19 protein-coding genes are annotated in these 26,126 nt (G+C 64.5%); 5 read left to right on the top strand and 14 right to left on the bottom strand.

Annotated elements, in window-relative coordinates; genetic code table 11:
- Positions 1–31 precede the first annotated feature (31 nt).
- Complete coding sequence (locus tag AWB81_RS17645; protein WP_062637631.1) at positions 32–3,730, bottom strand: DUF748 domain-containing protein; 3,699 nt, start codon at positions 3,728–3,730, stop codon at positions 32–34.
- Positions 3,731–3,878: 148 nt separating this feature from the next.
- Entirely contained in the window at positions 3,879–5,366 is a 1,488-nt protein-coding gene (locus tag AWB81_RS17640) for a DUF1254 domain-containing protein (RefSeq protein ID WP_062637629.1), read from the bottom strand.
- Positions 5,367–5,643: 277 nt separating this feature from the next.
- Here AWB81_RS17640 and AWB81_RS17635 point away from each other — a divergent pair, with 277 nt between their 5' ends.
- Positions 5,644–6,294 (top strand): FMN-binding negative transcriptional regulator, encoded by a 651-nt coding sequence (locus AWB81_RS17635; protein ID WP_062637627.1) that lies wholly within the window; start codon positions 5,644–5,646, stop codon positions 6,292–6,294.
- A gap of 118 nt (positions 6,295–6,412) precedes the next feature.
- On the top strand, positions 6,413–8,665 hold the full coding sequence (locus tag AWB81_RS17630; RefSeq protein ID WP_143753563.1) for a heavy metal translocating P-type ATPase: 2,253 nt from the start codon (positions 6,413–6,415) through the stop codon (positions 8,663–8,665).
- On the opposite strand, the gene AWB81_RS17625 is transcribed toward AWB81_RS17630, so the two are convergent.
- The 4 genes from AWB81_RS17625 to AWB81_RS17605 form a co-directional block, all read right to left on the bottom strand.
- Positions 8,605–9,129 (bottom strand): thioesterase family protein, encoded by a 525-nt coding sequence (locus tag AWB81_RS17625; protein WP_235025822.1) that lies wholly within the window; start codon positions 9,127–9,129, stop codon positions 8,605–8,607. The genes AWB81_RS17630 and AWB81_RS17625 overlap by 61 nt on opposite strands.
- The gene (locus tag AWB81_RS17620) at positions 9,113–10,060 is read right to left on the bottom strand and encodes an L-carnitine dehydrogenase (RefSeq protein WP_062637623.1); all 948 of its coding nucleotides are present in this window, start codon (positions 10,058–10,060) and stop codon (positions 9,113–9,115) included. Before AWB81_RS17620 ends, AWB81_RS17625 begins: the two co-directional genes overlap by 17 nt.
- A 727-nt stretch (positions 10,061–10,787) precedes the next feature.
- Positions 10,788–11,714, bottom strand: a complete 927-nt coding sequence (gene cdhC, locus AWB81_RS17610; protein WP_062637621.1) for a 3-dehydrocarnitine:acetyl-CoA trimethylamine transferase CdhC — start codon at positions 11,712–11,714, stop codon at positions 10,788–10,790.
- Between the two features lie 29 nt (positions 11,715–11,743).
- Positions 11,744–12,697, bottom strand: a complete 954-nt coding sequence (locus AWB81_RS17605; protein WP_062637619.1) for a choline ABC transporter substrate-binding protein — start codon at positions 12,695–12,697, stop codon at positions 11,744–11,746.
- A 224-nt stretch (positions 12,698–12,921) separates the two neighbouring features.
- Between AWB81_RS17605 and AWB81_RS17600 the strand changes: the two genes are divergently transcribed.
- Complete coding sequence (locus AWB81_RS17600) at positions 12,922–13,905, top strand: GlxA family transcriptional regulator (protein ID WP_062637707.1); 984 nt, start codon at positions 12,922–12,924, stop codon at positions 13,903–13,905.
- Between the two features lie 3 nt (positions 13,906–13,908).
- Here the strand turns inward: AWB81_RS17600 and AWB81_RS17595 are convergent, their stop codons facing one another.
- The 3 genes from AWB81_RS17595 to betC form a co-directional block, all read right to left on the bottom strand.
- A complete protein-coding gene (locus AWB81_RS17595) occupies positions 13,909–15,057 on the bottom strand; it encodes a porin (protein ID WP_062637617.1) in 1,149 nt (382 codons plus the stop codon).
- Between the two features lie 866 nt (positions 15,058–15,923).
- A complete protein-coding gene (locus AWB81_RS17590) occupies positions 15,924–16,871 on the bottom strand; it encodes a choline ABC transporter substrate-binding protein (protein WP_062637615.1) in 948 nt (315 codons plus the stop codon).
- 32 nt (positions 16,872–16,903) lie between these two features.
- Positions 16,904–18,445, bottom strand: coding sequence for a choline-sulfatase (gene betC, locus AWB81_RS17585; protein ID WP_062637613.1), 1,542 nt, complete (start codon positions 18,443–18,445; stop codon positions 16,904–16,906).
- A 136-nt stretch (positions 18,446–18,581) separates the two neighbouring features.
- Between betC and AWB81_RS17580 the strand changes: the two genes are divergently transcribed.
- The gene (locus AWB81_RS17580) at positions 18,582–19,490 is read left to right on the top strand and encodes a choline sulfate utilization transcriptional regulator (RefSeq protein ID WP_062637611.1); all 909 of its coding nucleotides are present in this window, start codon (positions 18,582–18,584) and stop codon (positions 19,488–19,490) included.
- Positions 19,491–19,671: 181 nt separating this feature from the next.
- On the top strand, positions 19,672–20,559 hold the full coding sequence (purU, locus tag AWB81_RS17575; RefSeq protein ID WP_062637609.1) for a formyltetrahydrofolate deformylase: 888 nt from the start codon (positions 19,672–19,674) through the stop codon (positions 20,557–20,559).
- Positions 20,560–20,614: 55 nt separating this feature from the next.
- On the opposite strand, the gene AWB81_RS17570 is transcribed toward purU, so the two are convergent.
- From AWB81_RS17570 to AWB81_RS17550, 5 genes are all read right to left on the bottom strand, one after another.
- Entirely contained in the window at positions 20,615–21,472 is an 858-nt protein-coding gene (locus AWB81_RS17570) for a glycine betaine ABC transporter substrate-binding protein (protein WP_062637607.1), read from the bottom strand.
- Positions 21,473–21,595: 123 nt separating this feature from the next.
- A complete protein-coding gene (locus AWB81_RS17565) occupies positions 21,596–22,783 on the bottom strand; it encodes an FAD-binding oxidoreductase (RefSeq protein WP_062637604.1) in 1,188 nt (395 codons plus the stop codon).
- 34 nt (positions 22,784–22,817) lie between these two features.
- Entirely contained in the window at positions 22,818–24,131 is a 1,314-nt protein-coding gene (locus AWB81_RS17560; RefSeq protein WP_062637603.1) for an aromatic ring-hydroxylating oxygenase subunit alpha, read from the bottom strand.
- A 71-nt stretch (positions 24,132–24,202) separates the two neighbouring features.
- Positions 24,203–24,961, bottom strand: coding sequence for a universal stress protein (locus AWB81_RS17555; protein WP_062637601.1), 759 nt, complete (start codon positions 24,959–24,961; stop codon positions 24,203–24,205).
- Positions 24,958–26,124 carry an electron transfer flavoprotein subunit alpha/FixB family protein gene (locus tag AWB81_RS17550; protein WP_062637599.1) on the bottom strand — a complete coding sequence of 389 codons (1,167 nt, stop codon included), beginning with the start codon at positions 26,122–26,124 and terminating at the stop codon, positions 24,958–24,960. The genes AWB81_RS17555 and AWB81_RS17550 overlap by 4 nt, the downstream gene beginning before the upstream one ends.
- Positions 26,125–26,126: the final 2 nt, after the last annotated feature.

Here is a 26,126-nt window from a genome sequence, read left to right as displayed (position 1 = left end):
GGACCCAGACTGGGCGAGCGACAGCCAAACCCTATGACTTCAACCCGAAGTCCACTCGCGTGGCAGCGCCCTTGTCCTTGATGCCATCGGTATCCATCTTCGGCGCGACGACAAAAATCCGCTTGCTGTCGATCTTCCCATCGAAGAATTCCTGCACCGCCGCTGCCCGGCTCTGCGCGAGCGCCCTGAGCGCTGCGTCATCGACCGGAGCATTCTCGGCGAGCGCCTTCTTCATCTCCTCGTCCGGCAGCGTCTTGGTCAAGCCGATCATGTTGCGCGGCTTCTTGAAGTCCGCCGACTTGTAGGCCTTCTCCAGATACTTGCTGTACTCGTCGGCGGACACCTTCACGGTCGACGGATCGACGCTCGCGCCGCTGCCGACCTGGTCGCGCAGCTTTGCAATCCGCACCTGCCGCTCGACATACGCGGCCCGCAGCGCCGGACCGTCGACCGCCGGGTCCACGCGCGCCGACAGATCGAGCTTGATCGACGGCTTGTCGGCGAGCGCCTTCGCGATCATGTCGAGCTTCTTCTTCGCGGCATCGGTCAGGTCGTCCGAGCCGGGATCGAATTCGACGTAACCCAGTTCCTCGCCATTGCCGCCGAACGCATGCGCGAGCAGCGAGAACGGCGCGGTCACGGCCTTCTGCACGAGGTTGACGATGGCCTGCCAGACAAGCCCGCCGATCGAGAATTCCGGATTCGACAACGACCCGGAAATCGGAATGTTCACGTCGATTTCACCGCGCGAATTCTTCAGCAGCGACACCGCGAGCCGCACCGGCAGCTTGGTGGCGCTCGGGTTGTCGACGTGATCGCCGAACGTCAGCTGATCGATGAACAGGTGATTGTTCGCGGTGAGCTGATCGTCCGCGAGCATGTAGTGCAGATCGACGTTGAGCTTGCCTTTCGTGATCGGATAGCCCGCATATTTCGACGAATAGGGCGTGAGGTTGGTCAGCTCGACATCGTGCGCGCTCGCGGTCAGGTCGAGCGACGGCTTCTTGATGAGCGGATTCACCTGCCCCTTGATCGACACCGGCCCGTTTGCGGCCAGCTTCGCGGCGACATCGACCGGCGCGGGCGTCGTCGAGTGCGTGCCGAATGCGCCGATCGTCCCGGTGATGCCCACCAGGTTCGCGGTGAAATTCGGCTTGATGAAGTTGTCGGTGTAGGTGACGCGCCCGTTCTGCAACACGAGCTGCCCGAAACGCAGGTTCACCGGGCTCTCGGGGCCGCTCGCGGCGGTCACGTTCTGCGGCGCGCTGGCCGGCACCGGCGCGGAGGCTTCGGCTGGCGCGTCCTTGTCGCGCGTGACGGACTGAGCCGGCCCGCTCCGGCTCGCGACGACATCGCGCAAATTCAGCTTGCCCTGCGCGTTGAGCAGCACGCGGCCGTAGAAGTTCGCGAACACGACGCGCGCCGCCTCGACGTCCGTGCCGCGCTCGCTGTAGTCGGCCTTGACGTTCGTGAGGCCCAGGAGCTTCCAGCCGGCGAACGGGTCGGAGGTGGCCTTGTCGATCATGCGCACGTTGCTGAGCGACACGTCGCCCTTGTACGACGCCTTCAGGTCGCGCCCGCTGCCCGCCATCGCAACGTCGCCGTTCGCGTTCACGAGCGCGCTTGCGATCGCGACGTTGAGCTTGTTGCCGAAATACGGCTCGAACGCGGCGGCATCGACCTGATTGCCGTCGACGTGCAGCGCCACTTTCAGCGGATTCACCGTCACCGTGCCGGCCACGCCGAGCGCGCCCTTCCCGTTCAGCGTGAGCTTGCCGTCGACGGCGAGCGGCTTCGACAGATCGTCGCTCACCTGCCTGACGTTCACGTTCAGCGGCGCGACACGCAGCTTGACGGGCTGCGTCGTGGTTTCGTCGGTGAAGTTCGCGCTCGCGTCGGCGAGTGCGATCTGGCCGATCTGATAGCGCCACGCCGGCCCTGCCGCCTGCGCTTTCTGGATCTTGCGCGTGGCGCTCGGCTCGGGCGCCGCCTCGTGCGGGCCGGCCAAAGAAGCGAGGTCGATCGTGCCGTCCTTCATGCGCGTCGCGTCGACGGAAAGGCCCGTGATCTGCACGCTGTCGATGGCGGCCGTGCGCGCGGCGACATCGACTTTCTGGATCTTCGCGACCGCCGACGCCAGCGCGACCGGCGCCGCGTCCGACTCCGGCACGAGCCTGAGCGACTTGAGCGTCACGTCTCCAGCGCCGACCCGGATCACGGGTTCGGGCTTCGACCAGTCGACGCTCAAAGGCAGGTTCACGCCGAGCGAACCGTCGGTGACGCGTGCGGCCAGCGCATTGTCGATATATGGCTGAAACGGCGGCAGCGCGAGCGCGTCGACGGCGAGCTTGAGATCGGCGGTCTTGGCGGCGAGCGTGAAGCTGCCCGACGCATCGAGCTTGCCGCCCTTGTCGACCGCCGTCTTGAGCGTGTAGCGCGCGGGCGTCTTCGCGAGTGTCGAGAAATCGTCGACGGTCACTTGCAGATTCGAAAGCGTCTCTTGCGTGCGCTGCGCCAGCAGACGGTCATCCAGCGCGATCCGCCCGCCGTCGATTCCGAGATGCTTCACCGCGAGATCGAGCGGCGGCGCGGCCTGCTCCGGCGCCTTCGCGTCCTTCGCCGCTGGCTCGTCCGGCCTGGCGGGCGGCGCAAGCTTCGCGAAATTGAGCGTGCCCGATTTGTCGCGTTCGAGCGACACGTCCGGCTGCGAGATGCGCAACTCGTCGATCCGGTAGACGTTGCGCAGCGGCTCGGCATTGGCGATCGTCACGTGCAGCGCGCGCGCCGCCACGAGCGGCGCGTTCTGCCTGTCGGTCACGGCAAGGTCGGCGAGATCGGCGGTGCCGTCGATGTGGATCGCGGGCGCGCCGTCGGCAATCGAGAAACGCACGTTCAGGTCGGTCGAAAGCTGGCCGCTTTTCACGGCCACCGGCACCGAAGCCGGCGCATACGAGGCCACCTTCGGCACGTCGAGCCCGTCGAGCGTGAGCGCGATCTCCGACTCGCGCGACTGCGCGAAAGGCTTGGTGCGGCCTTTGATCGAAAGCGGCGAGCCGTCGATGTGCGCCTGCAGCGAAGGCGTCACGAAAATGTCGGTGGCGGACGGCAGCGTTGCAACGAACGGAATGCCGAGCGCCCAGCGGTCGATCACGTGGCGCGCGTTCAGCAGCCGGTCGTCGAAATCGATGCGGCCGTTCTCCAGCCGGATGTTCGAAACGGAAAAGCGCGCCGGACCCTTCGACGGCTCCGGCGACGGCTTCGAGAATTTCGCGATCAGGTCGGAGAAATTGAAGCGCTCGGCGTCGTAGCGGACGAGGGCGAGGCGCGGCGAGTCGATCTTCACTTCGTCGACGATGGGCGCGAGCCGGAACAACGACGACCACGAAGTCCGCACGATGAGCCGCTCGACGTCGATGAAGTTCGCGGCGCTGGCCGGCGCGCCCTTCAGGTTCGCCGCCGACTCGCCGATGTGCACGCGGTCCGCCTCGAATTCGAGCGTGTAGGGATTGAGCGCGATGCGCCCGATCGTCACCGGACGGTCGAGTTGCGTGCTCAGTTGTTGCTCGGCGACGTGCCGGATGAGTGGCGGCGCTGCGAAGAATCCGAGGAGCCCGATGACGGCGAGCGCTATCAGGAGGCCGATGAAGATGCGTCGGGTGCGGCGCGCACTGGCCACGCCACGCAGGGTTTGTCCGGCCGATGCCAGCGAAGACTTGGTGACGCTTGCCATGCGATGCGTTCGGCGCGGCTCGGTGCAGGCGAAGCACGCGCCGCGCGGTCAGGGAATTGTGATGCCCGAGTATACGACGATGCGTAAAGCAAACGTTGCACTAAAACGGAGATTACCGCGCCGCGTCGTTCACGCGACGCGCATCACCTCACTGCCGCTCGATGACGGGCGGCGCCCAGGTTCCGTCGGTGGCCTGCGGCTTCGGCGCATAGAGCCGCATCACGAGCTGGAAGTCGCCGCCGGGCGCCGGCAGCCAGTTCGACGCGCGCGCCTTGCCGGGCGAACTCTCCGACACGATCACGTCGACCGAGCCGTCGCGGTTCTTCTTCAGCTTGTCGCGATCGGAAATCGACAGGCGCGGCACTTTCGAATCGGCGAGCGAGCCGTCCTTCGTGTACGCGGTCAGCGTCCAGAAGCCGCGTACGGGCGGCACCTGGTTCGGCGCGATATGCAGCACGTAGGTATTCGCGCCGTTCAACGGGTGATCGTCGCTGTCGACCCGCGCGACCGGCCGCACTTCGCTGTCCTTCGTTCCAGTACCCGGCTGGTTGCGCGCAAGGAACGCACGCAGCGTGTAGTCGGAGCCGTAGTTGCCGGCGCCGTCGCCGAACCAGGTCCAGCCGTTCTTGGAAAGCGCGTTCGACGGCACCGTCGCGAGCCGCTCGCGGGCATCGGTGAGACCGGTGGCCAGCAGCTCGGCGTCGCTCTTGCGGAACTGCACCGGCTCGCCCGGCACCACGCCGAGCTCGCCGAGTTGGTTCATTTCGTGAGCGTCGTCGGGGGCAGGCGGATTGTCGTCGAGGGCGCGCGCGAGCCGCGCGAAGAACGCGTTGGCGTCGAGCGACGCAGCCTGCTCGGCCGGCGACATCGACACGGGCGGCGCCGTCGTGCGCTCGGCGGCGCCGGTCGGCCAGGCGCCCGCCGTAGCGGGCGTGGCGAGGGCGGCGTTGGCTGCCGCGTCGTTCGCCGTGCTCTTCGCGCTTTTCACGCCGCCTGTGCCCGGCACCGTCTCGATCTCCATCGCCGTCTGCAGCTTGCGCGCTTCGCGCACGTCGCGCTGACCGTTCACCCGCACCCGGATTGAAAGCCAGACGTAACGTGTCGGCGAATCGACGCGCAGCGCACCCGCCGGCAGCACGCCTTTCCAGCCGGCCGGGACGAACGCTATCGTTTGCGCTTTCGGGAATGGCATGCGCTCGGCGCTCGAATAGAGCGAGTTGGTCCAGGCGTCGAATGCGCGGGCGTCGTAGTAGCGGCCGCGCGGCGCGGCGGGCAGCGACACAAGCACCGGCTCGCTCGCGAGGTCGAGCCAGGCGCTCGAATCGAGCGTGTCGACGCTCGGGAAGCCGCGCGCGCCGACCGGCGGGAGCGCCGTCGCGTGGCGCAGCGTGTTGAGCGGCGCCTGACCGGGCCGGCTGGCGTCGCCGCCCGCAGCCCGCTCGCGCGCGAGGTCGGTCGCGACGAGGGGAAAACCGAACGTGTAGGCGTCGGCGACCTGATCCTTCAGCCAGCCGCCGCTCGGTTTCGGCTGCTGTGTTTTCGTGGCGCACCCCGCCATAAGGGCCGCGGCGCCGAGAACGGCAGCCGCGCAGGCAACCGAATGCAACGGGAATGCCCAGCGTGGATTGGTTTTCATTCGAGTCGATCCGGTTCTTTTACTGTGTGTCCATGCGACGCGATCTGCCGTGGCCGTGCCCCACCTCGACGCCGCGCTGTTTTTCCACGAATTTTTCCATCTTGGAATCCGGGTTTTATCTTATCTATTAAGGATAGGCAAGAAGCGCGTCGCATCGCGCGCGCAACCGGGGGTCCACGGCTCGACAATGGCGGCGCCCGGCTTGCGGCGCCGCCTTTCGGCGCCAGCCCGCATCGCGTACCATCGACGCCTGTCCATCCCACAATCCGAGCCGACGATGTACCTCCCCGCCCATTTCGAAGAAACGCGCCCGGAAGCGCTCCACGCCCTGATCGCGGCGCATCCGCTCGGGGCGCTCGTGACGTCCGGGCCGAACGGCCTCGACGCGAATCATGTGCCATTTGAATTGGACGCGGGCAAGGACCCGGGCGCGCCCGGCACGCTGCGGGCGCACGTCGCGCGGGCGAACCCGGTGTGGCGCGAAGTCGGGCCGCAGTCGGACGTGCTCGTGATTTTCCAGGGCCCGACGGGCTATATCTCGCCGAACTGGTATCCGAGCAAGCACGAGGCGCACCGGCAGGTGCCGACTTACAACTATCTCGTCGTGCACGCGCACGGCCGGATCACCGTGCGCGACGACGAAGCGTTCGTGCGCGGCCTCGTCGCGCGCCTCACGCGCAAGATGGAAGCCGGCCAGCCCGTACCCTGGAAAATGGGCGACGCGCCCGCCGATTTCATCAATCAGATGCTGGGAGCGATCGTCGGGATCGAGATCGAGGTGACGCGGCTCGTCGGCAAGGCGAAGCTTTCGCAGAACAAGAGCGACGCCGACCGGCGCGGCGCAGCCGAAGGCCTGCGCACGCGCGACGAACCCCAGGCGCACGCGCTCGCCGGCGCGATGCTCGCCGCGCCGCCTCTGATCAAATAAGCTGCCCGGCCTCCCGCGCTTGACCTTCCAAGCATTGGAAGGTCAATACTGTGTCTATCGGGGCTCGCCGAACGTTCAAAAAATTCGAATAGCCCAGCCAGACCGGGAGTGGATTGTCATGTCCAGTGCAGAAGCACCGTCGAAAACTGCTGAATTCGCCGTCGGAGGGATGACGTGCGCGTCGTGCGTGGCGCGCGTCGAGAAGGTCCTGACGCGCGTGCCGGGCGTCGAGCGCGTGTCTGTCAACCTCGCGACCGAGAAAGCGACCGTGCACGCGAGCGCGTCCGTGAGCGACGAACAGCTCGTCGCCGCAATCACCAAGGCCGGCTACGAAGCCACGCCGATCCAGCCCGAAGCGCCGCCCGCCGCGCCGTCGCCGACGCGCAACGGAGAACTCGTCGCGGTGATCGTCTCGGCGCTCATCACGTTGCCGCTCGTCCTGCCGATGCTCGGCTCCGCGTTCGAACTCAATATGTGGGTTCAGCTAGCGCTCGCGAGCGTCGTGCAGTTCGTGCTCGGCGCGCGCTTCTACGTGGGCGCGTGGCACGCGGTGCGGGCTAGGGCCGGCAACATGGACCTGCTCGTCGCCCTCGGCACGTCGGCGGCCTGGGGACTGAGCGTCTATCAGATGTTCGCGCATCCTGGCGACGCGATGCACCTGTACTTCGAGGCGTCGGCGGTCGTCATCACGCTGGTGCGCTTCGGCAAATGGCTCGAAGCGCGCGCGAAGCGCCAGACCACCGACGCGATCCGCGCGCTCAACGCATTGCGCCCGGACCGCGCGCGAGTGCGCGGCGCGTCGGGCGAGCGCGAGATTCCGCTTGCCGAGGTGCGCATCGGCGACATCGCGATCGTGCGGCCGGGCGAGCGCGTGCCGGTGGACGGCGTCGTGCGCGAGGGCCGCACGCATATTGACGAATCGCTGATTACGGGCGAAAGCCTGCCCGTCGCGAAGGAACCGGGCGCGCGCGCGACCGCCGGATCGATCAACGGCGAAGGCGTGATCTCGATCGAGACGATGGCGATCGGCGCAGAAACGACGCTCGCGCGCATCATCCGGCTCGTCGAATCCGCGCAGGCGGAGAAGGCGCCGATCCAGCGGCTCGTCGATCGCGTGTCGGCAGTGTTCGTGCCGGCGATTCTCGCCATTGCGCTCATGACGCTCATTGGCTGGCTCGTGCATGGCGCGGGCGCCGAGACCGCGCTGCTGAACGCGGTCGCCGTGCTGGTGATCGCGTGCCCGTGCGCGCTCGGACTCGCGACACCGACCGCGATCATGGCCGGCACCGGCGTCGCGGCGCGGCACGGCGTGCTCATCAAGGACGCCGGGGCGCTCGAACTCGCGCACCGGATCAAGGTCGTCGCCTTCGACAAAACCGGCACGCTGACGGTCGGCCGTCCCACCGTGACGGCCTTCGAAGCCGCGCCGGGCGTCGATCGCACGCAGGCGCTGGGCTTCGCGGCCGCCGTGCAGCGCATGAGCGATCATCCGCTTGCGCGGGCGGTCGTCGCTGCCGCCGACGAGGCGGGCGCGCCTCGCCTCGAAGCGAGCGAAGCGCGGGCGGTCGCGGGGCGCGGCGTCGAGGCGAATGTCGCCCCCGATGGCGCGAACAGGCTGGCGATCGGCAGCGGACGCTGGCTCGACGAACTGAACGCGGACGTGCCGCTGGCGCTCGCCGCGCGGGCGCGCGAACTCGAAGCAAAGGGCAATACCGTGTCGTGGCTGATCGCAATGGAAGGCCCGCGCGCGCTGGCCCTGATCGCTTTCGGCGATACGGTGAAGCCGACGGCCCGAGCCGCGGTCGAGCGTCTGGCATCGATGGGCGTGAGAAGCGTGCTCGTCACGGGCGACAACGCGGGCAGCGCGGCGAGCGTCGCGGCGGCGCTCGGCATCGCGCCCGGGGACGTTCACGCGCAGGTCCTGCCCGAAGACAAGGCGCGCGTGATCGCGCAACTCAAAACGACGACGGACGGCGTGGTCGCGATGGCCGGCGACGGCATCAACGACGCCCCGGCGCTCGCCGCCGCCGACATCGGCATCGCGATGGCGAGCGGCACCGACGTCGCGATCGAAGCCGCCGGCATCACACTGATGCGCGGCGATCCGGCGCTCGTCGCGGATGCCATCGACATTTCGCGGCGCACGTACCGGAAGATCCAGCAGAACCTCTTCTGGGCGTTCGCCTATAACCTGATCGGCATTCCGCTCGCGGCATTCGGGTTGCTCGATCCTATGTTCGCGGGCGCCGCGATGGCGTTTTCGAGCGTGAGCGTCGTGACGAACGCGCTCCTGCTAAGGACGTGGCATGCTCAGGCGGGATCGGCTGTTGCCGAAGACCGTACCGGCAGGCCAATCACGCGTCCCGCGTAACGTGCTGCCGGCGCGTCGCTGCACAACGCGGCGATCCGCCCGGCGACGTCTTCATCGAATACAGCCGACTTCGGCTCGCTGCTCGAATCGATGTGCAGTAGCATCTGCTCGCTTGCCGACACCGGCTCGCTTTCCTCGCCCTCGAACATCTCCATGTACAGATGAACGCGCTTTGCGTCGCGTGCGAGCACCTGCGCATCGATGCGAAGCGGCGCGCCCTCCTTCATCTCACGCAGAAAGTTCACATGCGCTTCCAGTGTGTAGATGGTGCGATGACGGGCGCGGCGCGTGGCGTCGTCGAGACCGATGCGGTCCATGAACGCATCGGTCGCGAGGCTGTAGATCAGCATGTAGAACGCATCGCGCAGATGGCCGTTGTAGTCGACCCATTCGGGCCGCACCGTATCGCGGTAGATCGTGAATGCAGCGGCCATCTCGCCCCCGTCGTCAGTCTTCGATTCCATGGCGCGCCTTCGCGGCGGCGATTGCATCGATCACGCTCGTGATGCAGTCGTCGCGATAGCGCTCCAGTTCCTTGATGCTGCGTCCGCCCGTTTGCCGCGATGTGCCGTCGACCACGCGGTCGATCAGTTCGTCGGTGAGTTTCGGCGCGACCAGTTTGGTCCAGGGCAATTCGAGCGCAGGGCCGAACTGCTGCATGAAGTGTCGCATGCCGGACTCGCCGCCCGCCAGCGTGTAGGTGAGGAACGTCCCCATGAACGACCAGCGGATGCCTGCGCCGAAGCGAATGGCGTCGTCGATTTCGCCGGTCGTCGCGACGCCTTCGTTCACGAGATGCAGCGCCTCGCGCCAGAGCGCTTCGAGCAGGCGGTCCGCGATAAAGCCGGGCACTTCCTTGCGCACTTTCAGCGGCCGCATGCCGATGGAGGCGTAGAAGCTTATCGCTGCATCGATGGTTTCGCCCGACGTGCGTTCGCCGCCGAGCACTTCGACGAGCGGCAGCAGATACACCGGATTGAACGGATGCCCGACGATGCAGCGTTCGGGGTGGATCGCACGGGCGTAGAAATCGGTGGGCAGGAGACCCGATGTCGAAGAGGCGATGATCGCATCGGGCTTTGCTGCGCGGCTCACGCGCTCGTGCAGGGTGAGCTTCAGGTCTTCGCGTTCGGGCGCGCTTTCCTGGATGAAGTCTGCTTGTGTGACACATTCTTCGACCGTCGGGACGAAGCGCAATCTTGTTTGCGATGCGCCTTCCTTGAGGCCTGCGCGTTCCAATGCGGGCCATGCGTTGGCTACGTTGGCGCGCAGTTGCTGTTCAGCTGAAGGCGCCGGGTCCCAGGCGATCACGTCGAGGCCATGCGCGAGCGCGCGGGCTATCCAGCCGCTGCCGATGACGCCGGCGCCCAGCGCGGCGAAGGTTTTTACTTGCATACCGGTTATTTCCTGACGGAGGTTGAGGGTGGTCCCTGCTTTGCTGCTAGTCGCTTCGCTTGCTCTTTCTCTTTCTCTTTCTCTTTCTCTTTCTCTTTCTCTCGTGAAACTTGCTTTCTTAGTGGTCTGTTAGCTCTGCCCCTGTCCGGGGCGGGACTTACTTTCTTTGCTGCTGCAAAGAAAGTAAGCAAAGAAAGCAGCTTTTCTGGCAGCAGTCACAACACGTCAACACACTAGCAATACCGAGTGGCGCAGCGCCTAAGTGTCTCCCTCAACCATCCACGCGGCTTGGTGCGCGGCACGCACTGACACCACTGAGGCTCCGCCGGAGTGGTATGCGCTGCGTTCCGGTCCGTCCGCGCTTCGCTCGGACGAGGGGCCCAACCGAAAACCAGCGGATTGCAACGACCGCGAACCTAAACCGCACGACTGATGCACCTTTCGTCCAGCGAAGCGAAAACGGATGAATGACTGCTGTGCCAATTCGTTGGCTGTGCGATGACACAGTGCGTGCCGCGCGGCCAAGCCCCTGAAGTCCTTTGAGGGCGACACTTAGGCGCTGGGCCACTCAGTAGTGCTAGTGTGGTTACGTCCTAACACCGTTGGCCCCCTAGCTGCTTTCTTTGCTTACTTTCTTTGCAGCAGCAAAGAAAGTAAGTCCCGCCCCGGACAGGGGCAGAGCTAATAGACCGCTAAGAAAGCAAGTTCCATGGAAGCGAAAAAAACATCAAGCGGTGTTGAACGCCCGCCGGTCCAACGCCCGCTCCCCCCGCGGAGGCAGCCCAATCTTCCTGCGCCCTTCCGCAGGAGTAAGCGCCCGCCCGCCAAGCCGCTCGATGATCTCGACAGCGCGTTGCACAAGCGACCCATTGCTCGCATGCACCCCGCGATCGAGATAAAGATTGTCCTCGAGCCCGACACGCACGTGCCCCCCGAGCAGCATCGCCTGCGCGACCATCGGCATCTGCATCCGGCCGATACCGAACCCGGCCCAGTGCGCCCCCGGCGGCATGTTGTCGACCATCGACTTCATTGTGCCGGTATCCGGCGGTGCGCCCCACGGAATGCCCATGCAAAGCTGGAACAAGGGCGGATCGTCAAGCAGACCTTCCTTCAGCATCTGCTTGGCAAACCACAGATGACCCGTATCGAAGATCTCAAGCTCAGGCTTCACGCCGAGTTCCTGAATGCGCTTCGCGCCCGCCCGCAATTGCGCGGGCGTGGATACATAGATGTAGTCGCCATCGCCGAAATTGAGCGTGCCGCAATCCAGCGTGCAGATCTCCGGCAGCAGTTCCTCGACGTGCGCAAGCCGCGTCAGCCCGCCAACGAGATCCGTGCCCGCACCGAACTGCATCGGCGCTTCGCCCCTTCCGATCTCCAGATCGCCGCCCATGCCCGCGGTCAGGTTGATGATGACATCCACGTCCGACGACCGGATGCGATCCATCAGTTCGCGATACAGCGCGGGATCGCGACTGCCGCGCCCTGTCCGCGGATCGCGCACGTGGCAATGCGCTACCGTGGCGCCCGCGCGCGCCGCTTCGATGGCCGCCTCGGCGATCTGCTTCGGCGTGACCGGAATCGCCGGGTGCTTGTTCGTCGTATCGCCCGCGCCCGTTACCGCGCAGGTCACGATCACTTCGTAGTTCATGTTCGCGCCGTCCTTTGTGTGTCCTACATTCACAGACCGAGGTACTGCCTGACCGCCGGCAAGCCGTCCTTGCCGTCAACCGTCTTCACGCCCGCAAGCCACGCATCGAGCACCTGCGGATTCTTCTTCAGGTAAGCCTTCGCCGCGTCGGCGGGACGCTCCTTGTTCATCACCGGCTGCATCAACTGGTTCTCCAGTTGCGTCGTGAAGCGCAGGTTCGTGACGAGCTTGCCCGCGTTCGGGCAGCGCGCGATGAAGTCGGTATTGGTCAGCGTATAGACGCGCGCTTCGCCGTAGTTCGGGCCGAACACTTCATCGCCGCCCGAGAGATAGTCGATCTTCATCTGGATGTTCATCGGATGCGGCTCCCAGCCGAGGAAGACGACCCACTTCTTGTCGCGGATCGCGCGCTCGACCGTCACGAGCATGCCCGCCTCGCTCGATTGCACGAGCTTGAAACCGCCAAGACCGAACTGGTTCGTGTCGATCATCTTCTGGATCTTCGCGTTCGCGCTGCTGCCGGGCTCGATGCCGTAGATCTTGCCGTCGAGTTCGTCGCGATGTTTTGCGATGTCGGCAAACGTCTTCAACCCCGCCTCGTATTCGTAGCTCGGCACGGCTAGCGTCGCCTTCGCGCCCGACAGATTCGGCGGTTCGATCTTCTGGATCGACTTCGATTCGAGGAACGGTTCGACCGCCTTTTGCTGCACCGGCCACCAGTAGCCGAGCGACACGTCGATCTGCTTGCTCTTCAGGCCCGCGAGCGAGATCGGCACCGAGGCGACCGTCGTCTTCGGCGCATAGCCGAGCCCTTCGAAGACAACCGAGGCGAGCGCGGTCGTCGATGTGATGTCGGTCCAGCCGATATCGACGAAGCGCACGGTGCGGCACGACTCGTCTTCCTTCGCCTGCGCGTGGGCCGCGCCGGCCGACGCCGATGCGATGCACAGGCTGGCGAGCACTGATTTGAAAAGAGGTCTCATAGCGTCGGGGTTCCGTTGACTTTGCGTTTCTGTGAGGCGGGCGTTCTGTCTGCCCGTGCATGAAAGTACCGCCGCATAAAGGCGCGCAGGCGACCGGTTGCGACCGCGAGTTGACTGCCTGCGACGTGCCGTCGGCCTTCGCCCGATGCTCCGGGCGACGCCCGATTGCGCGGCTAATTTCGGCTTGCTAGCGTGTCTTGTTCAAGAAACCGCGCGCGCACCCGATGACCGAAGACTTCTATTTCCTGCTGTTGCCCGAGTTCTCGTCGATCGGATTCATGTCGGCGATCGAACCGCTGCGCGTCGCGAACCGGTTCAGCGGCACGCTGTACCGATGGCACATTGTCAGCGCGGATGGTGGACCGGTCGCTGCGAGCAACGGCATATCACTGAACGCGGAAGGCGCATTCGGCAGCGTGAAGGATGCGAGCGCCGTGTTCGTGGTCGCGGGCTTCGAGCCGCTTGCGCGCTATACGCGCGAGACGGGCGAATGGCTGCGGCGGCTCGACCGCGCGAACGTGACGCTCGGGGGCATCGATACGGGCAGCTTCATTCTCGCCGAAGCGGGTCTGCTCCAGGACAAGCGCGTGACCGTGCATTGGGAAGCGGCGTCGGCATTCAAGGAGCGCTATCCGTCGCTCGAAGTGAGCGAGGAGTTGTTCGAAATCGACGAGCGGCGCATCACGTGCGCGGGCGGCACCGCATCGATCGATCTCATGCTGGACGTGATCGGGCGCCGTCATGGCGCGGAGCTGGCTGCGCAGGTCTCCGAGCAATTCGTGCTCGGGCGCATCCGGCAGCGTTCGGATCATCAGCGCATGCAGATCGCGGCGCGTTACGGCATCCACAGCCGCAAGCTGATCCAGGTGATCGGGGTGATGGAGCAGCACATGGAAGAGCCGCTTTCGCCGGACGAACTCGCTGATTCGATCGGCGTGACGCGACGGCAACTGGAACGCCTCTTCTGCTCGGCAATGAAGGACACGCCGACGCATTTCTATCTGGGCCTGCGTCTCACACGCGCCCGCGAATTGCTGCAACAGACCGACATGTCGATCATGGCGGTCTGCGTGGCGTGCGGCTTCGAATCGCCTTCGCATTTCTCGCGCACGTATCGCGCGCGCTTCGGCACGAGTCCGCGGCACGACCGCAGCGCACTGCGCACGACGGCTTCCGCTCAGTCGATGGAAGCCGCCGCGATCAACTGAGGCTCAGAACGAATGGCGCATGCCGATGCGCACGTCGCTTTGCGTATTCGACGACGACGGCGTGAAGCTATAGCCGATCACCGCGTTCACGCCATCAGAGGCGCGCAGATAGTCGCCGGAGATGTAGACGTCGGTGCGCTTGGAGAGCAGGTAGTGCAGTCCGAGCGAGCCCTGATTCCAGTGATTGCCTTCGAAGCTCGTGTGCTGGTAGCCGCCGTACAGCGCGAGCGCCGGCGTGAAGCTGTACGACGCGCCGCCTTCGTACACCTGCATGTGCGACGTCACGCCCAGGCCCTTGATCGTCGTATAGGTGAAGTTGCCCGAGAGCATCACGTCGCCGATCGTATAGGCCGCGCCGATCGCGAAGGCGCCTTGCTTGTCGACGGGGAACGAATTCGCGATATAGAGATCGGTCACCGCGCCGGTTGCCGGATCGACGGACACCGTCGGCTGGCCGAGGAAAGTGCGCGTGCCGATCATCGCGTAAGGATCGAACGCGTAGATGCCGAATGGATTGTTCAGCTGCGTATAGGCCGCACCGATGTTGAACGTGTTGCGCGCGTAGTGCGCGCCCACGCTCCATGCGCTGTTCCGATGGAAGTCGCCCGCGTTGTTGCCGAACGAATACATGCCGCCGAACGTGAAGCCGGAGAAATCGCTCGAGAGGAACTTGATCGAGTTCGGCAAGCGGTCGCCGTTCATGCGGTCGAAGTCGCCCTGGTGGATCGCATAGCCGCTTGCCCACGCGGAAATGTTGTAGAGATAGACGAACTCCTCGGTCATGTCGAGCTGGTTACCGAGCGAGACCGTGCCCCACGCATTCTTGAGGCCCACATAGGCCTGCCGGCCGAACTCTGCGCCGCCGAAGCCGTATTGCCCGTTACCGAGGTGAAAGCCAGACTCGAGCACGAAGACCGCCTGAAGGCCGCCGCCGAGATCCTCGACGCCCTTGAAGCCGATACGGTTGCCGTACGAAATGCCGTCGTCGAATTTCCACACATGCGCACCGCCCGTGTTGTTCACGTAGGTGATGCCGGCGTCGAGAATGCCGTACAGCGTGACGCTGCTCTGAGCATGAACGATCGCGGGCGCACTCGACACGCCCGCTGCTAGTGCGAGTCCCGCGAGTCTGGCGGCATTTCCCTTTCTCATTTGCTTATCCCCTTGCTGCTGTCGTTGCGTGTTTCGTTGGACAAGGACGAGCCCCCGCCGCTCGGAATTCCCTCGTTCGCTCGGGATGGCTCGTATGGGTTTTTGACCTTCTGCGCTTCTATGAAACTTGTTTTCTTAGTGGTCTATTAGCTCTGCCCCTGTCCGGGGCGGGACTTACTTTCTTTGCTGCTGCAAATAAAGTAAGCAAAGAAAGCAGCTTTTCTGGCACCAGTCACAAACCGGCAACGCACTCGCATTACCGAGTGGTGCAGCGCCTAAGTGTCGCCCTCAAACATCGACGCGACTTGGCGCGCGCACGCACTGACACCCCTCGCAGTCCAACAAAGTGGTAAGCACTTCGTTCCGATCCGTCCGCGCTTCGCTCGGACGACGGGCGTCCGAAAACCAGCGGTTTTCAACCTCGACCGCGAACCTCAACCACGCGACAAATGTACCTCTCGTCCAGCGAAGCGAAAACGGATGAATGACTGCTGTGCCAACTCGTTCACTGCGCGATTTCACAGTGCGTGCCGCGCGCCAAGCCCCTCGGTCTTTTGAGGACGACACTTAGGGGCTGGGCCAATCGGTATTGCCAGTGCGTTGCCGTCCTAAGACTGTTGCCTGAAAAAGCTGCTTTCTTTGGTTACTTTCTTTGCAGCAGCAAAGAAAGTGACTGCCGCCCCGGACAGGGGCAGTGCTAATAGACCACTAAGAAAGCAAGTTTCACGAAAGCGCAGAAACATCAACCGGTGTGAACAAAAAAGCCCTAGCGGCAAGCTCAAGCACCGATGATGTAAAAGTAAGAGACCATATTGATCACGGCTCGACCGATTGCGACGCGAATCTGTCCAGTTGCGACCAGTTCCTCACTTGACGCCGAGCGCGCTCTGCACCGCTTGCAGACCGTTGCCGCCGTTCGCGGTAGTCACGCCGTCGAGCCATGTCTTGAGCAACTCGGGATGGCGCTTCAGTGCATCGGTCGCGGCCATGTCGATATTGGTCTTCTTGTCGAGCACCTCGGTGATCACGCCGTTTTCCAGATCGACATTGAAGGTGAGCTGCCTGAACAGACGCGCGACGTTCGGACACTGCGCCTCATAGCCCGAGCGCGCCACCGTGTTGACAGTCGCGCCGCCGTAGTTCGGCCCGAAGTACCGATCTCCGCCATCGAGATAGGTAAGCTTGAACTTGGTGTTCATCAGGTGCGGTTCCCACGCGAGGAAGACGATCCACTTCTTGTCGCGCACGGCACGCTCGACCTGAGTGAGCATGCCGGTCTCGCTCGACTCGACGACCTTCCAGCCGCCAAGCCCGAACGCCTTGTCGTCGACCATTTTCTTGATGTTCTGGTTCGCCGGCGCGCCCGGCTCGATGCCGTAGATCCTACTGTCGAACTTGTCGGCGTTCTTGGCGAGATCGGCGAACGTATGGACACCCGCCGCGGCCACATACTCGGGAACCGCCAGCGTGAACTTCGCGTTGCTCAGATTGGGACGCACGACCTCAACCGACTTCTCGTCGACGAAAGGCTTCACGAGCGGCGCCTGCGCGGGCATCCAGTTACCGAGGAACACGTCGATCTGCCCTTTCTTCAGGCCCTGATAGGTGATCGGCACCGAGAGATTCGCTACGTTCTGCTTGTAGCCAAGCGCCTTCAGCACGACGCCGCTCATCGCGTTGGTCGCATCGATGTCGGTCCAGCCGGGCCCTGCCATCCTCACCTGCGTGCAGGCCTCCGGCTCGGCCGCCGATGCGAGCGTCGCCGCGCATAGCAGTAACGCGCCGAATACCGCTTGTGCAAAGGGCTTTTTCATGTCGGCTTCCTTTGTAGGGTGGGGTCGTGTGCTCAGGGATGGGCGACTGGGGGAAAGCGGGCCATCGCTTCGAGCGTGTCGAGGTCGATGTGATTGCGCATGTAGCGCTGGCTCGCATCGACGTGCGGCTGCCAGTCCCACGACTGGATTACGCCGCGTGTGGTCGCGTCGAAGTGAAAGCGGCGGCGGCGCTGGCTTTGAAGCACAGCGTCATGCAGCGCAGCGAGATTCCAGCGGCTGGCGATTTCGTCGCGGAATGCAGCCGCTTCTGCCTTGTAGTCCGCGTTCGAAGCGAGGTTGTTCCGCTCCAGCGGATCGGCCTCGACGTCGTAGAGCTGGTCCGGATCGGCCGGCGTGTGGATGAACTTGAAGCGCCCGCGCCGCAGCATCACGATCGGTGCAATCGCGCCTTCGCCGAGATACTCGCCGATGGCTTCGTCGTGCGCATCGCGCGCATTCAGCAGATGCGGCACGAGGCTTCTGCCGTCGAGCGAATCGGGCCAAGCGTCGCGCGGCTTGCCACGAGCGAGTTCGACGAGCGTCGGCAGCAGATCCAGATGCGAGACCGAAGCGCTGACGCGATGCGCGTCGAACTGCTTTGGCGCATGCACGATCAGCGGCACGCGGCAGCCGCCTTCGAAGAAGGTCATCTTGTACCAGAGGCCACGTTCGCCAAGCATCTCGCCGTGATCGGACGTGACGATCACGATGGTGTTCTCATCGAGACCAGACTGCCTGAGGGCTTCGAGGATCGAGCCGAACTGGTCGTCCACGTACGAGATCGCGCCGTAGTAGGCGCGGCGCGCGTTGCGGATCTGCTGGTCGGTCGGCGGCGTGCGGTCCGCTTCGCACACGTAGCGCAGGCGTTTCGAATGCGCGTCGCATTCTTCGAGCGAATCGCGATGCACTGGCATGTCGATGTCTTCGTCGCGATACATGTCCCAGTACTTCTGCGGAATCGCGTACGGATCGTGCGGATGCGTAAGCGACGCAACCATGCAGAACGGCCGTGCATCCTTGCCCGCGTTGCGTTCGCGCGCGATGTCGAAGAGCTTCTGGCGCGTGGTGAAGGTCACTTCGTCGTCGAAGTCGAGCTGGTTCGTGCGCACGCACGGCCCGGCATCGATCACCGAACTCATGTTGTGATACCAGGTCGGACGCTCTTCAAAGTGCTCCCAGTCGGGCGTCCACCCGAAGTCGGCGGGATAGATGTCGGTGGTGAGGCGTTCCTCGAACCCGTGCAACTGGTCGGCGCCGCAGAAGTGCATCTTGCCCGACAGCACCGTGCGATAGCCCTCGGCGCGAAGATAGTGCGCAAAGGTCAGCGTCTGCGAGGGAAACTCGGCGGCATTGTCGTAAGCGCCGATGGCCGAAGGCAGCTTGCCCGAGAGAAGAGAAAAGCGCGAAGGTGCACACAGCGGGCTCGCACAATAGGCCGAATCGAACACGACGCCCTCCTTCGCGAGCCGGTCGAGATGCGGCGTCTTCGTGAGGCGATGACCGTGCGCGGCAAGCGCGAACGGGGTCATCTGGTCGGCCATGAGGATGACGATATTTTGTTTCGTGCTGAGCATGTGTGCGTGCCTCGAATAGAATCGAACAGAAGTGCAGATGGCCGCGTGGATGCGCAAGCGGCCATGAGCGTCACTATTGCCGTCCATATCCGGGCTGTGAAGACGGCATTTCGTTATGTGGCCATAAGGGGGAGTTATGCCGAGGCAGGATCGCTTGCCGCCGATGCAGGCGCTATCGATGTTCGAATCCGCCGCGCGCCTCGCGAGCTTCACTGCCGCCGCGCGCGAACTCGGCTCGACGCAGCCGGCCGTGAGCCAGCGCGTCATTCAGCTCGAAGAGGCGCTCGGTGCAGCGCTCTTCGAGCGCGGCCATCGCGGCGTCACGCTGACTGAAGACGGGGCGCGTCTCCTCGAAGCGGTACGGCAGGCTCTCGACACCATCCGCCTCGCCACCGCCGACATTCGCGCGCGCCACACGCCGCGCACGCTGACGCTCTCCACCGATTTCGGCTTCGCCACCTACTGGCTGATGCCGCGGCTCTCGCAGTTCAAGGCGCTGATGCCCGACGTCGACGTGAAGATCATCACGTCGCAGAACGTGTTCGATACGTCGCACGATCATGCGGATATCGCCATCGCATTCGGCGATGCGCACGGCGACTGGGGCGCGCGCGAGGTCGTGAAGCTGTTCGCGGAGGAAGTCACGCCGGTCTGCAGCCCGTCGTTCCTCGCGGGCAACGCGAAGCCGCACACGGCCGCCGATCTCGCCGCACTGCCGCTTCTGCATCTCCAGCCGACGACGCCCGCCCGCTGGCTCTCGTGGGACGGCTGGTTCGCGGCGCATGGGCTCGATTCTCCGCCGGCGCATCGCGGCATCACGTTCAACAGCTACGCGTTCGTGGCGCATGCGGCGGTCATGGGCGAAGGCGTCGCGCTCGGCTGGGCGCCGCTCGTCGACGAACTGATCGCGACCGGCCAGCTCGTGCGACTGTTCGACGTGCCCGTCGTGACCGAGCGTGGCTATCTCCTCGTCACGCAGCGCACCCCGACGCCGACCATCAACGCGTTCCGCCAGTGGCTGCTAGACGAATGCGGCATTGAATGAGTACCTGACGCTCCCGTTCCAGTTCGACGGCGTTTAGCTTCTATCCGGGGGCCGCTCCGGTTTGCTCTACTTCGATCATGCAGTGCCGCGTCCGCGGCGAAGCCCAATCGTCCAGCAAGTATCTTGCATGGGACCAGAGTAAGCGTCAAAGAGCTGACTCTGATCGACTAGTGGAGAGCGCATGTCCGCCGATTCCAGTGCCATTTCCCGTCCGCATCAACTGGTGCTGACCGTCGCCTGTCCGAGCGCGGCGGGCCAGGTTGCCGCCGTCGTCGGCTTTCTCGACCGGCATCAGTGCTATATCGACGAACTGACCGTCTTCGACGACGACTTGAGCGAGCGCTTCTTCGTGCGCTGCGTGTTTCATGGCGTCGAGCGCGACGAGACGCTGCAGATTGAGGCGCTCAAGCGCGAATTCGAAGCAATCGCCGTGCGCTTTCACATGACCTGGGCGATTCACGACGTCGCCGCGCGGCCGAAGGTGCTGATCATGGTGTCCAAGCTGGAACACTGTCTCGCCGATCTCCTGTTCCGCTGGCGCATGGGCGAACTGAAGATGGATATCGTCGGGATCGGCTCGAATCACCGGGATCTGGAGCCGCTCGCAGTGCAGCACGGCCTGCCGTTCCATCATCTGCCGATCACCGCGGACACCAAGCCGCAACAGGAGGCGCGCGTTCTCGACCTGTTCGACACCTGCGGCGCCGAACTGATGATCCTCGCGCGTTACATGCAGATTCTTTCCGGCGACACGAGCCGCAAGCTGGCGGGCCGCGCGATCAACATCCACCACTCGTTCCTGCCCGGCTTCAAGGGTGCGAAGCCGTATCACCAGGCTCACGCGCGCGGCGTGAAGCTGATCGGCGCGACGGCGCATTTCGTCACCGACGATCTCGACGAAGGCCCGATCATCGAACAGGAAGTGGAGCGCGTCGATCATTCGTACAGCCCGGAGCGGCTGCTCGCCACCGGGCGCGACGTCGAATGCATCACGCTTGCGCGCGCGGTGAAGGCGTTCATCGAGCGGCGTGTGTTCATCAACGGCGACCGCACGGTCGTGCTGCAGTAACGCAAAACGCCGCTTTTAAAAGCGGCGTTTTGCTGACTGGCCTGCAAAGAGAGCGTTACTTCACCCAGCTGTCCACCCGATCGCCATGCGCGCCGATCCATGCATCGGCGGCAGCGGTCGGCTTCTCGCCGTTCTGCGTCGCGAGCATCACGCTGTCGATCTCGCCCGGCTTCCACTGGAATTTCTTCAGGAACGCGACGACCGGCGGCGCCTTCTTTTCCAGTTCCGGATTCACGACGCTGTCGACGTGCTCGGCTTCACCGAACACCTTCTTCGGGTCCTCGAGGAACTTGAGCTTGTACTTCGCGAACATCCAGTGCGGCTTCCAGCCGGTTACGATGATCGGCTTGTTCGCCGCTTCCGAGCGTGCCAGTTCGGCCGTCATCGCGCTGCCCGAACTCGGCATCAGCTGATAGTCGAGCTTGTAGGCCTTGATCGCCTCGCTCGCCTTCTGCATCACACCCGCGCCTGCGTCGATCCCGACGATGCGCGAACCGAACTCCGCCTTCTTCGCCTGAAGGTCGTCGAGGCTCTTCACATCGACGTTCTCGGGCACGATCAGGCCGATCTTCGCATCGTTGAAGTTGGGACCGAGATCGACCACCTTTTCCTTGAAGTTGTTCCAGTAGGCGCCGTGCGTGATCGGCAGCCACGCCGAAAGCGTCGCGTCGAGATCGCCGCGCGCCACGCCCTGCCACATCACGCCGGCCGCGACCGGCACCAGTTGCACCTGATAGCCCAAGCGCTTCTCGATGATGCGCGCGGCCACGTTGGACGTCGCGACGCTATCGTCCCAGCCTTCCACGTAGCCGATTTTGATGGTCGGTTTCGTATCGGCGGAAACCCCTACGCTAGTTGCAGCCAGTGCCGCGCTCAAAGTACTAAGTACCAGCAGTTTTTTGATCAGTCTCATCGTCGTTCTCCCGTTCGCGGTTCAAGCCGTTGAGCATTCAGAATCGCCAGCCAGAAATGCGCTGTAACGCTGTTTTCCGACATCGAGTTGTCCGGATGCGACGTCGGCTGTTTTCCCTGCGTCCTACTTGTCGACGACGAGATCGGATAACGGCTTGCTGCAACACAGCAGCACCATCCCCTGATCGATTTCGCGCTGACGGATACCACCCGCGTGCTTCATGTCGACTGCGCCCGACACGAGCTTGACCTTGCAGGTGCCGCACATGCCCTGCGTGCACGAAGCGGCCAGCCGCACGCCAGCTTTCTTCGCGGCGTCGAGCACGTGTTGTGCGCCGCCGCATTCGATCTCGCGATTGCTCTTCGCGAAGCTCACCTTGAACTTCGTTTCGACCTCGGCGGGCGCCGGTGCGAAGCCGACCGATTCCTCTGCCAAATGCCCGTTGCCCTGCAATGCGTCGGCGACATGAGCGGTGGTCAGTTGCGCGGCGACTTCGGAAACCGTCTCGAACGAGAAGCTTTCTTCGTGATAGTGCTCGCGATCGAAACCGCCGGCGTCGAGCAGGTCGCGCACCGCCTTCATGTACGGCGCGGGGCCGCATGTGAAGATTTCGCGCTCAAGAAAATCCGGTGCGATCAGCTTGAGGAGCGGCAGCGTCAGGAAACCCGTGATGCCCGGCCAGTTCGTGCGCGCGCCGATCCGCTCGCAGACGAACGCCGTGCGGAAGTTCGACTGATTCGACGCGATCAGGTCCAGCTCGCGCGCGAAGATGATGTCGTCGGGCGTGCGGGCGCTATGCATGAACACGATGTCGCTGTCCTCGCCAAGCTCATGGTGCGCGCGGCTCATCGACATCAGCGGCGTGACGCCCGAGCCCGCGGAGAGGAACAGGAACTTGCGCGCCGGATGCCGCGCGCAGGTGAATTCGCCGGACGGCCCGAGCACACGCACGCTCGCTCCGGGCCGAAGATTGTCGTGCAGCCAGTTCGAGACCTTGCCGCCCGGCACGCGCTTGACCGTGATCGAGATCGTGTGCGGACGCGTCGGCGGCGACGAGATCGTGTAGCAGCGGTTGATCGTCTCGCCGTCGATGTCGAGTTCGAGTGTGATGAACTGTCCCGGCTCGAAGACGAACGCGCGTTCGCCCGGCGCGCGGAAGAAAAAGCTTTTCACGTCGTGCGTTTCCTGCCGGACGTGGCAACAAACGAGTGTGTCGTCGGTATCGCTATCCCAGCGCGCCGGCAGCGTGCCCCAGAATTGCGGCTGGGTCACGCGGCTCGTCGCCTCGAGGATCGCCTGATCGCGCATCATGTGTTTCTCCTGCTTCTCGTTTCAGGCGGCGCCTTTAGCGCATGAAGGACACGACTTTCTCGCCGTGCGATGCCGGTTCGGAATCAACCGGAAGTTTCGTTTCGGGCGCGTCTGCGTAGTCCGCGAGACGCGCGATGTACCACTCGCAGAACTTCTCGACCAGACCTTCTGTGAACGGCGAGTACGGGCCCGGTTCATAGGCGCTGCTCGTCGCGCCACGATGCGAGTACTCGACGAGCGTGCGGTCCTGGTCGTTCGTCGCGCGCCACACGGCCGTGAGGTTGTTCACGTCGTAATCGATGCCCTCGCGCGCGTCCTTGTGCACGAGCCACTTCGTGCGCACGAGCGTCCTGCCTGCGGACAGCGGAATCACGCAGAACGTCACGATGTGATCGCTCATGAAGTGATGCCACGAATTCGGCTGAGTCCAGAACGACAGGCCGCCGAGGTCCGCCTGCTCGAAGCCGCCGAGCAGCTTCTTCGAAGCGACCTTGGCGTCGAGCGTCTGCGATTCGCCGTCGCGGTCGAGCGGCAGGCGTTGCGTGCGAAAGCCGGTGACCAGATCGGCGAGACGTTCGATCTCCGCCGACGGCAGGTTCATCGCTTCCCACTGCGCGGTGCGGCGCGCGACAGTCTCTTCGAACGCGGCCATGCCTTCCTCGTTGGCCGGCGTGCGCTGATAGCCGAAGCCGTATTCGTAGAGGGAAACCGTAAGCTCGGGATGGTTAGCGACGCAGTGATAGCACTCGCGGTTGTTCTCCATCGTGAGCTTCCAGTTGCCTTCCTCCACGATGTCGATCGAGGCGGCGATCTTGGTCTCGTTGAGGCCGTGCGGCAGCATATACGGCTCCATCGCCGCGCGCATCACGCCGAAGTCGGCGGGCGGCTCGTCGGCGAGGCAGATGAAGATGAGGCCCGCCAGATTCTCCAGATGAACGCTCTTCAGGCTGTGCTTGCAGCGGTCGAACTGGTCGCCCATGTGCTCGGCGAACATCAGGTCGCCGCTCAGGTTGTAGGTCCAGCTGTGATACGGGCACACGATGTTGCCGAGCGAGCCCTTCTCCGAATTGCACAGGCGTGCGCCGCGATGGCGGCAGACGTTGTGGAAAGCACGGATCTGCATGTCGTCGTCGCGCACGATCAGCACCGAATCATTGCCGATCTCGACCGTCACGTAATCGCCCGGCTCGGGCACGTCCGGTTCCACCGCGACCTGAATCCAGTGCTTGCGGAAAATTACGTCGAGATCGAGCGCATGAATGTCCTCGCTCGTGTAGAACGGCGCTTCGAGCGTGTAGCCCTTTTTGCGGCGTTCGATCATTACGCGAACGTCTGCCGAAACTTTCATCGTGTGCTCCGTTGTGCCTGGGGTGACCCGCTCGAGCGTTCGTGCCGGCAGGTTGTCTGCGAAACGAAAAATCAGTAATCCACGAGTTGATGCTCGCGCAAATACGCCAGGATCACTTGTGCTTTTTCGACGGAACTTCCTTCAATTACGACGCTGCCGCCGCGGCTCTCTGTCGTCGTCGCGGAAAGCATGCGTGCGTGGCCCGAGCGCTTTTCGGCGGCGGCGAGACGCACGGGTTTTGCCGTCGCGGGCTTGATGGTCCACTGCGCGCTTTCGGCGTCCGCCGGCGCGCGTGTAATTACGGGCGCGACCGTGCCTTCGCGCAGGCGGGCGTAGGCGTAGCGCGGCGCCGCGTTCGCCATCGGATGCACGGCGACGAGCGCGGGCAGCGACGCCTCCACGCGGCGGCGCAAGCCTTTCGGCATGAACTGCCGCACTTCGACGGCCGCATCCTTGACCGACACATCGACCGCCGAGCCGACGAGCGCCATGTTGAGCGCATCGGCGAGACGGTAGGGCAGCATGCCGCTGTCGAACGCGCCTTCGGCACGCGTGCCGGTCATGACGAGGTCGTAGCCTTTCAGGCGCGCGGCGAGCGCCGCGATGGCGTCGCCTTCCACATCGAGCACTTCGACGCGTGCCGCGCCGAGCGCGAGATATTCCTGCAGCGCGGGATTCGACGGATCGCCTGCATGCAGCACATCGAGCGTCGCGCGGCGTTCCTTCGCGATGGAAAGCGCCATGGTGAGCGCGGCGGCGTCGTTGCGGCTGTAGCGCGCGGTGCCGCTCACCGGGTGTCGTCCGATGGAAACCAGTACGGCGATCTTCATGCCAGTGCTCCTTCCGAGACGGGCTTCGTGTTCAGCAACGCCGCGCCCGTGCCCTTCGAGCCGCGCGCGGCGGATGCCGCCTCGGTCAGCGCGGCGATGGTTTCCTGCGTGTCCGCGACAATCGTCAGGTTTGCGCGCTTGGCGATCGGCGAACTCGCGTCGAGGTTCACCGCGATCACATGGCGGCAATCCTTGATGCCCTGCAAGTGCTGCACCGCGCCCGAGATGCCGAACGCGATATAGACGCTTGCATCGACGGTCTTGCCGGTCGCGCCGATCTGCTTGTCGCGCGTGAACTTGCCGTCGTCGACCGCGACCCGGCTCGCGCCGATCGCGGCGCCAAGCGTTCGGGCGAGACGCTCGAACGCAGGCACGTCGGACACGCCGTTGCCCGCCGACACGATGAAGTCCGCTTCTTCCAGCGCGACCTGCGCGGCGTCGATCTCTTCGATGCCGAGATCGCGATACGCGCCCTTCGACGCCACCACGCCGATGCTTTCGATCCGCTCACCCGCGCCCACGAAGGGCAGCTTCGGGTCGACGGCATTCGGCGCGAGCAGCACCACTTCGGGCAGCGCGCGCGTCGCGAACGCCTTGCCGCCCTGCGCGTACGCAGCCACGTGCTTCGCATCGATCTCGACCACATGCGTCGCGACGCTCGCGTTCGCGCGCGCCGCGTACCGGCGGCCGAGGTCGCCATCGCCGGTCGCGTTGTCCGGCAGGAAAACGTGCGCGGGCGAAAACGCGGCGACGTAAGCGGCCAGCGCGTTCAGTTCGTCTTCCGGCGCAAAGCCGCGCCGGTCGAACGCAGGCAAAGCGATGAGCTTGTCCGCGCCGAGTGCGGCTGCGTCGTCGTTGAACTCGCCGAACGCGAGCAGCACCACTTCCGTGTGCGCATCCGCGATCAATGCGGCTGCGGCCAGCGTCTGGCGGCCGTGATCGTCGAGCGCGCCGCGATCCGTATGCGCCGCCACCAGCAGCGTGCGCTGCGCAACGGCCGTCGTGCGAAGCTGCTTCGGCTGCTCGCGATGGCCGCCGCCTAGCGCGGCCGCGAGATCGATCATGCCGCCCGTGCCCACCGCGCCGAGCGTGATGCGCCTGAGCCCTTCGGCCGTGATCGTGAACGGCCGGCGCGGATCGATTCGTTTGATGTTGTCGTTCATCG

This window comes from Caballeronia arationis, from assembly GCF_001544975.2.
Taxonomy (GTDB): domain Bacteria; phylum Pseudomonadota; class Gammaproteobacteria; order Burkholderiales; family Burkholderiaceae; genus Caballeronia; species Caballeronia arationis.
This window is presented reverse-complemented; position numbering and strand designations above follow the sequence as displayed.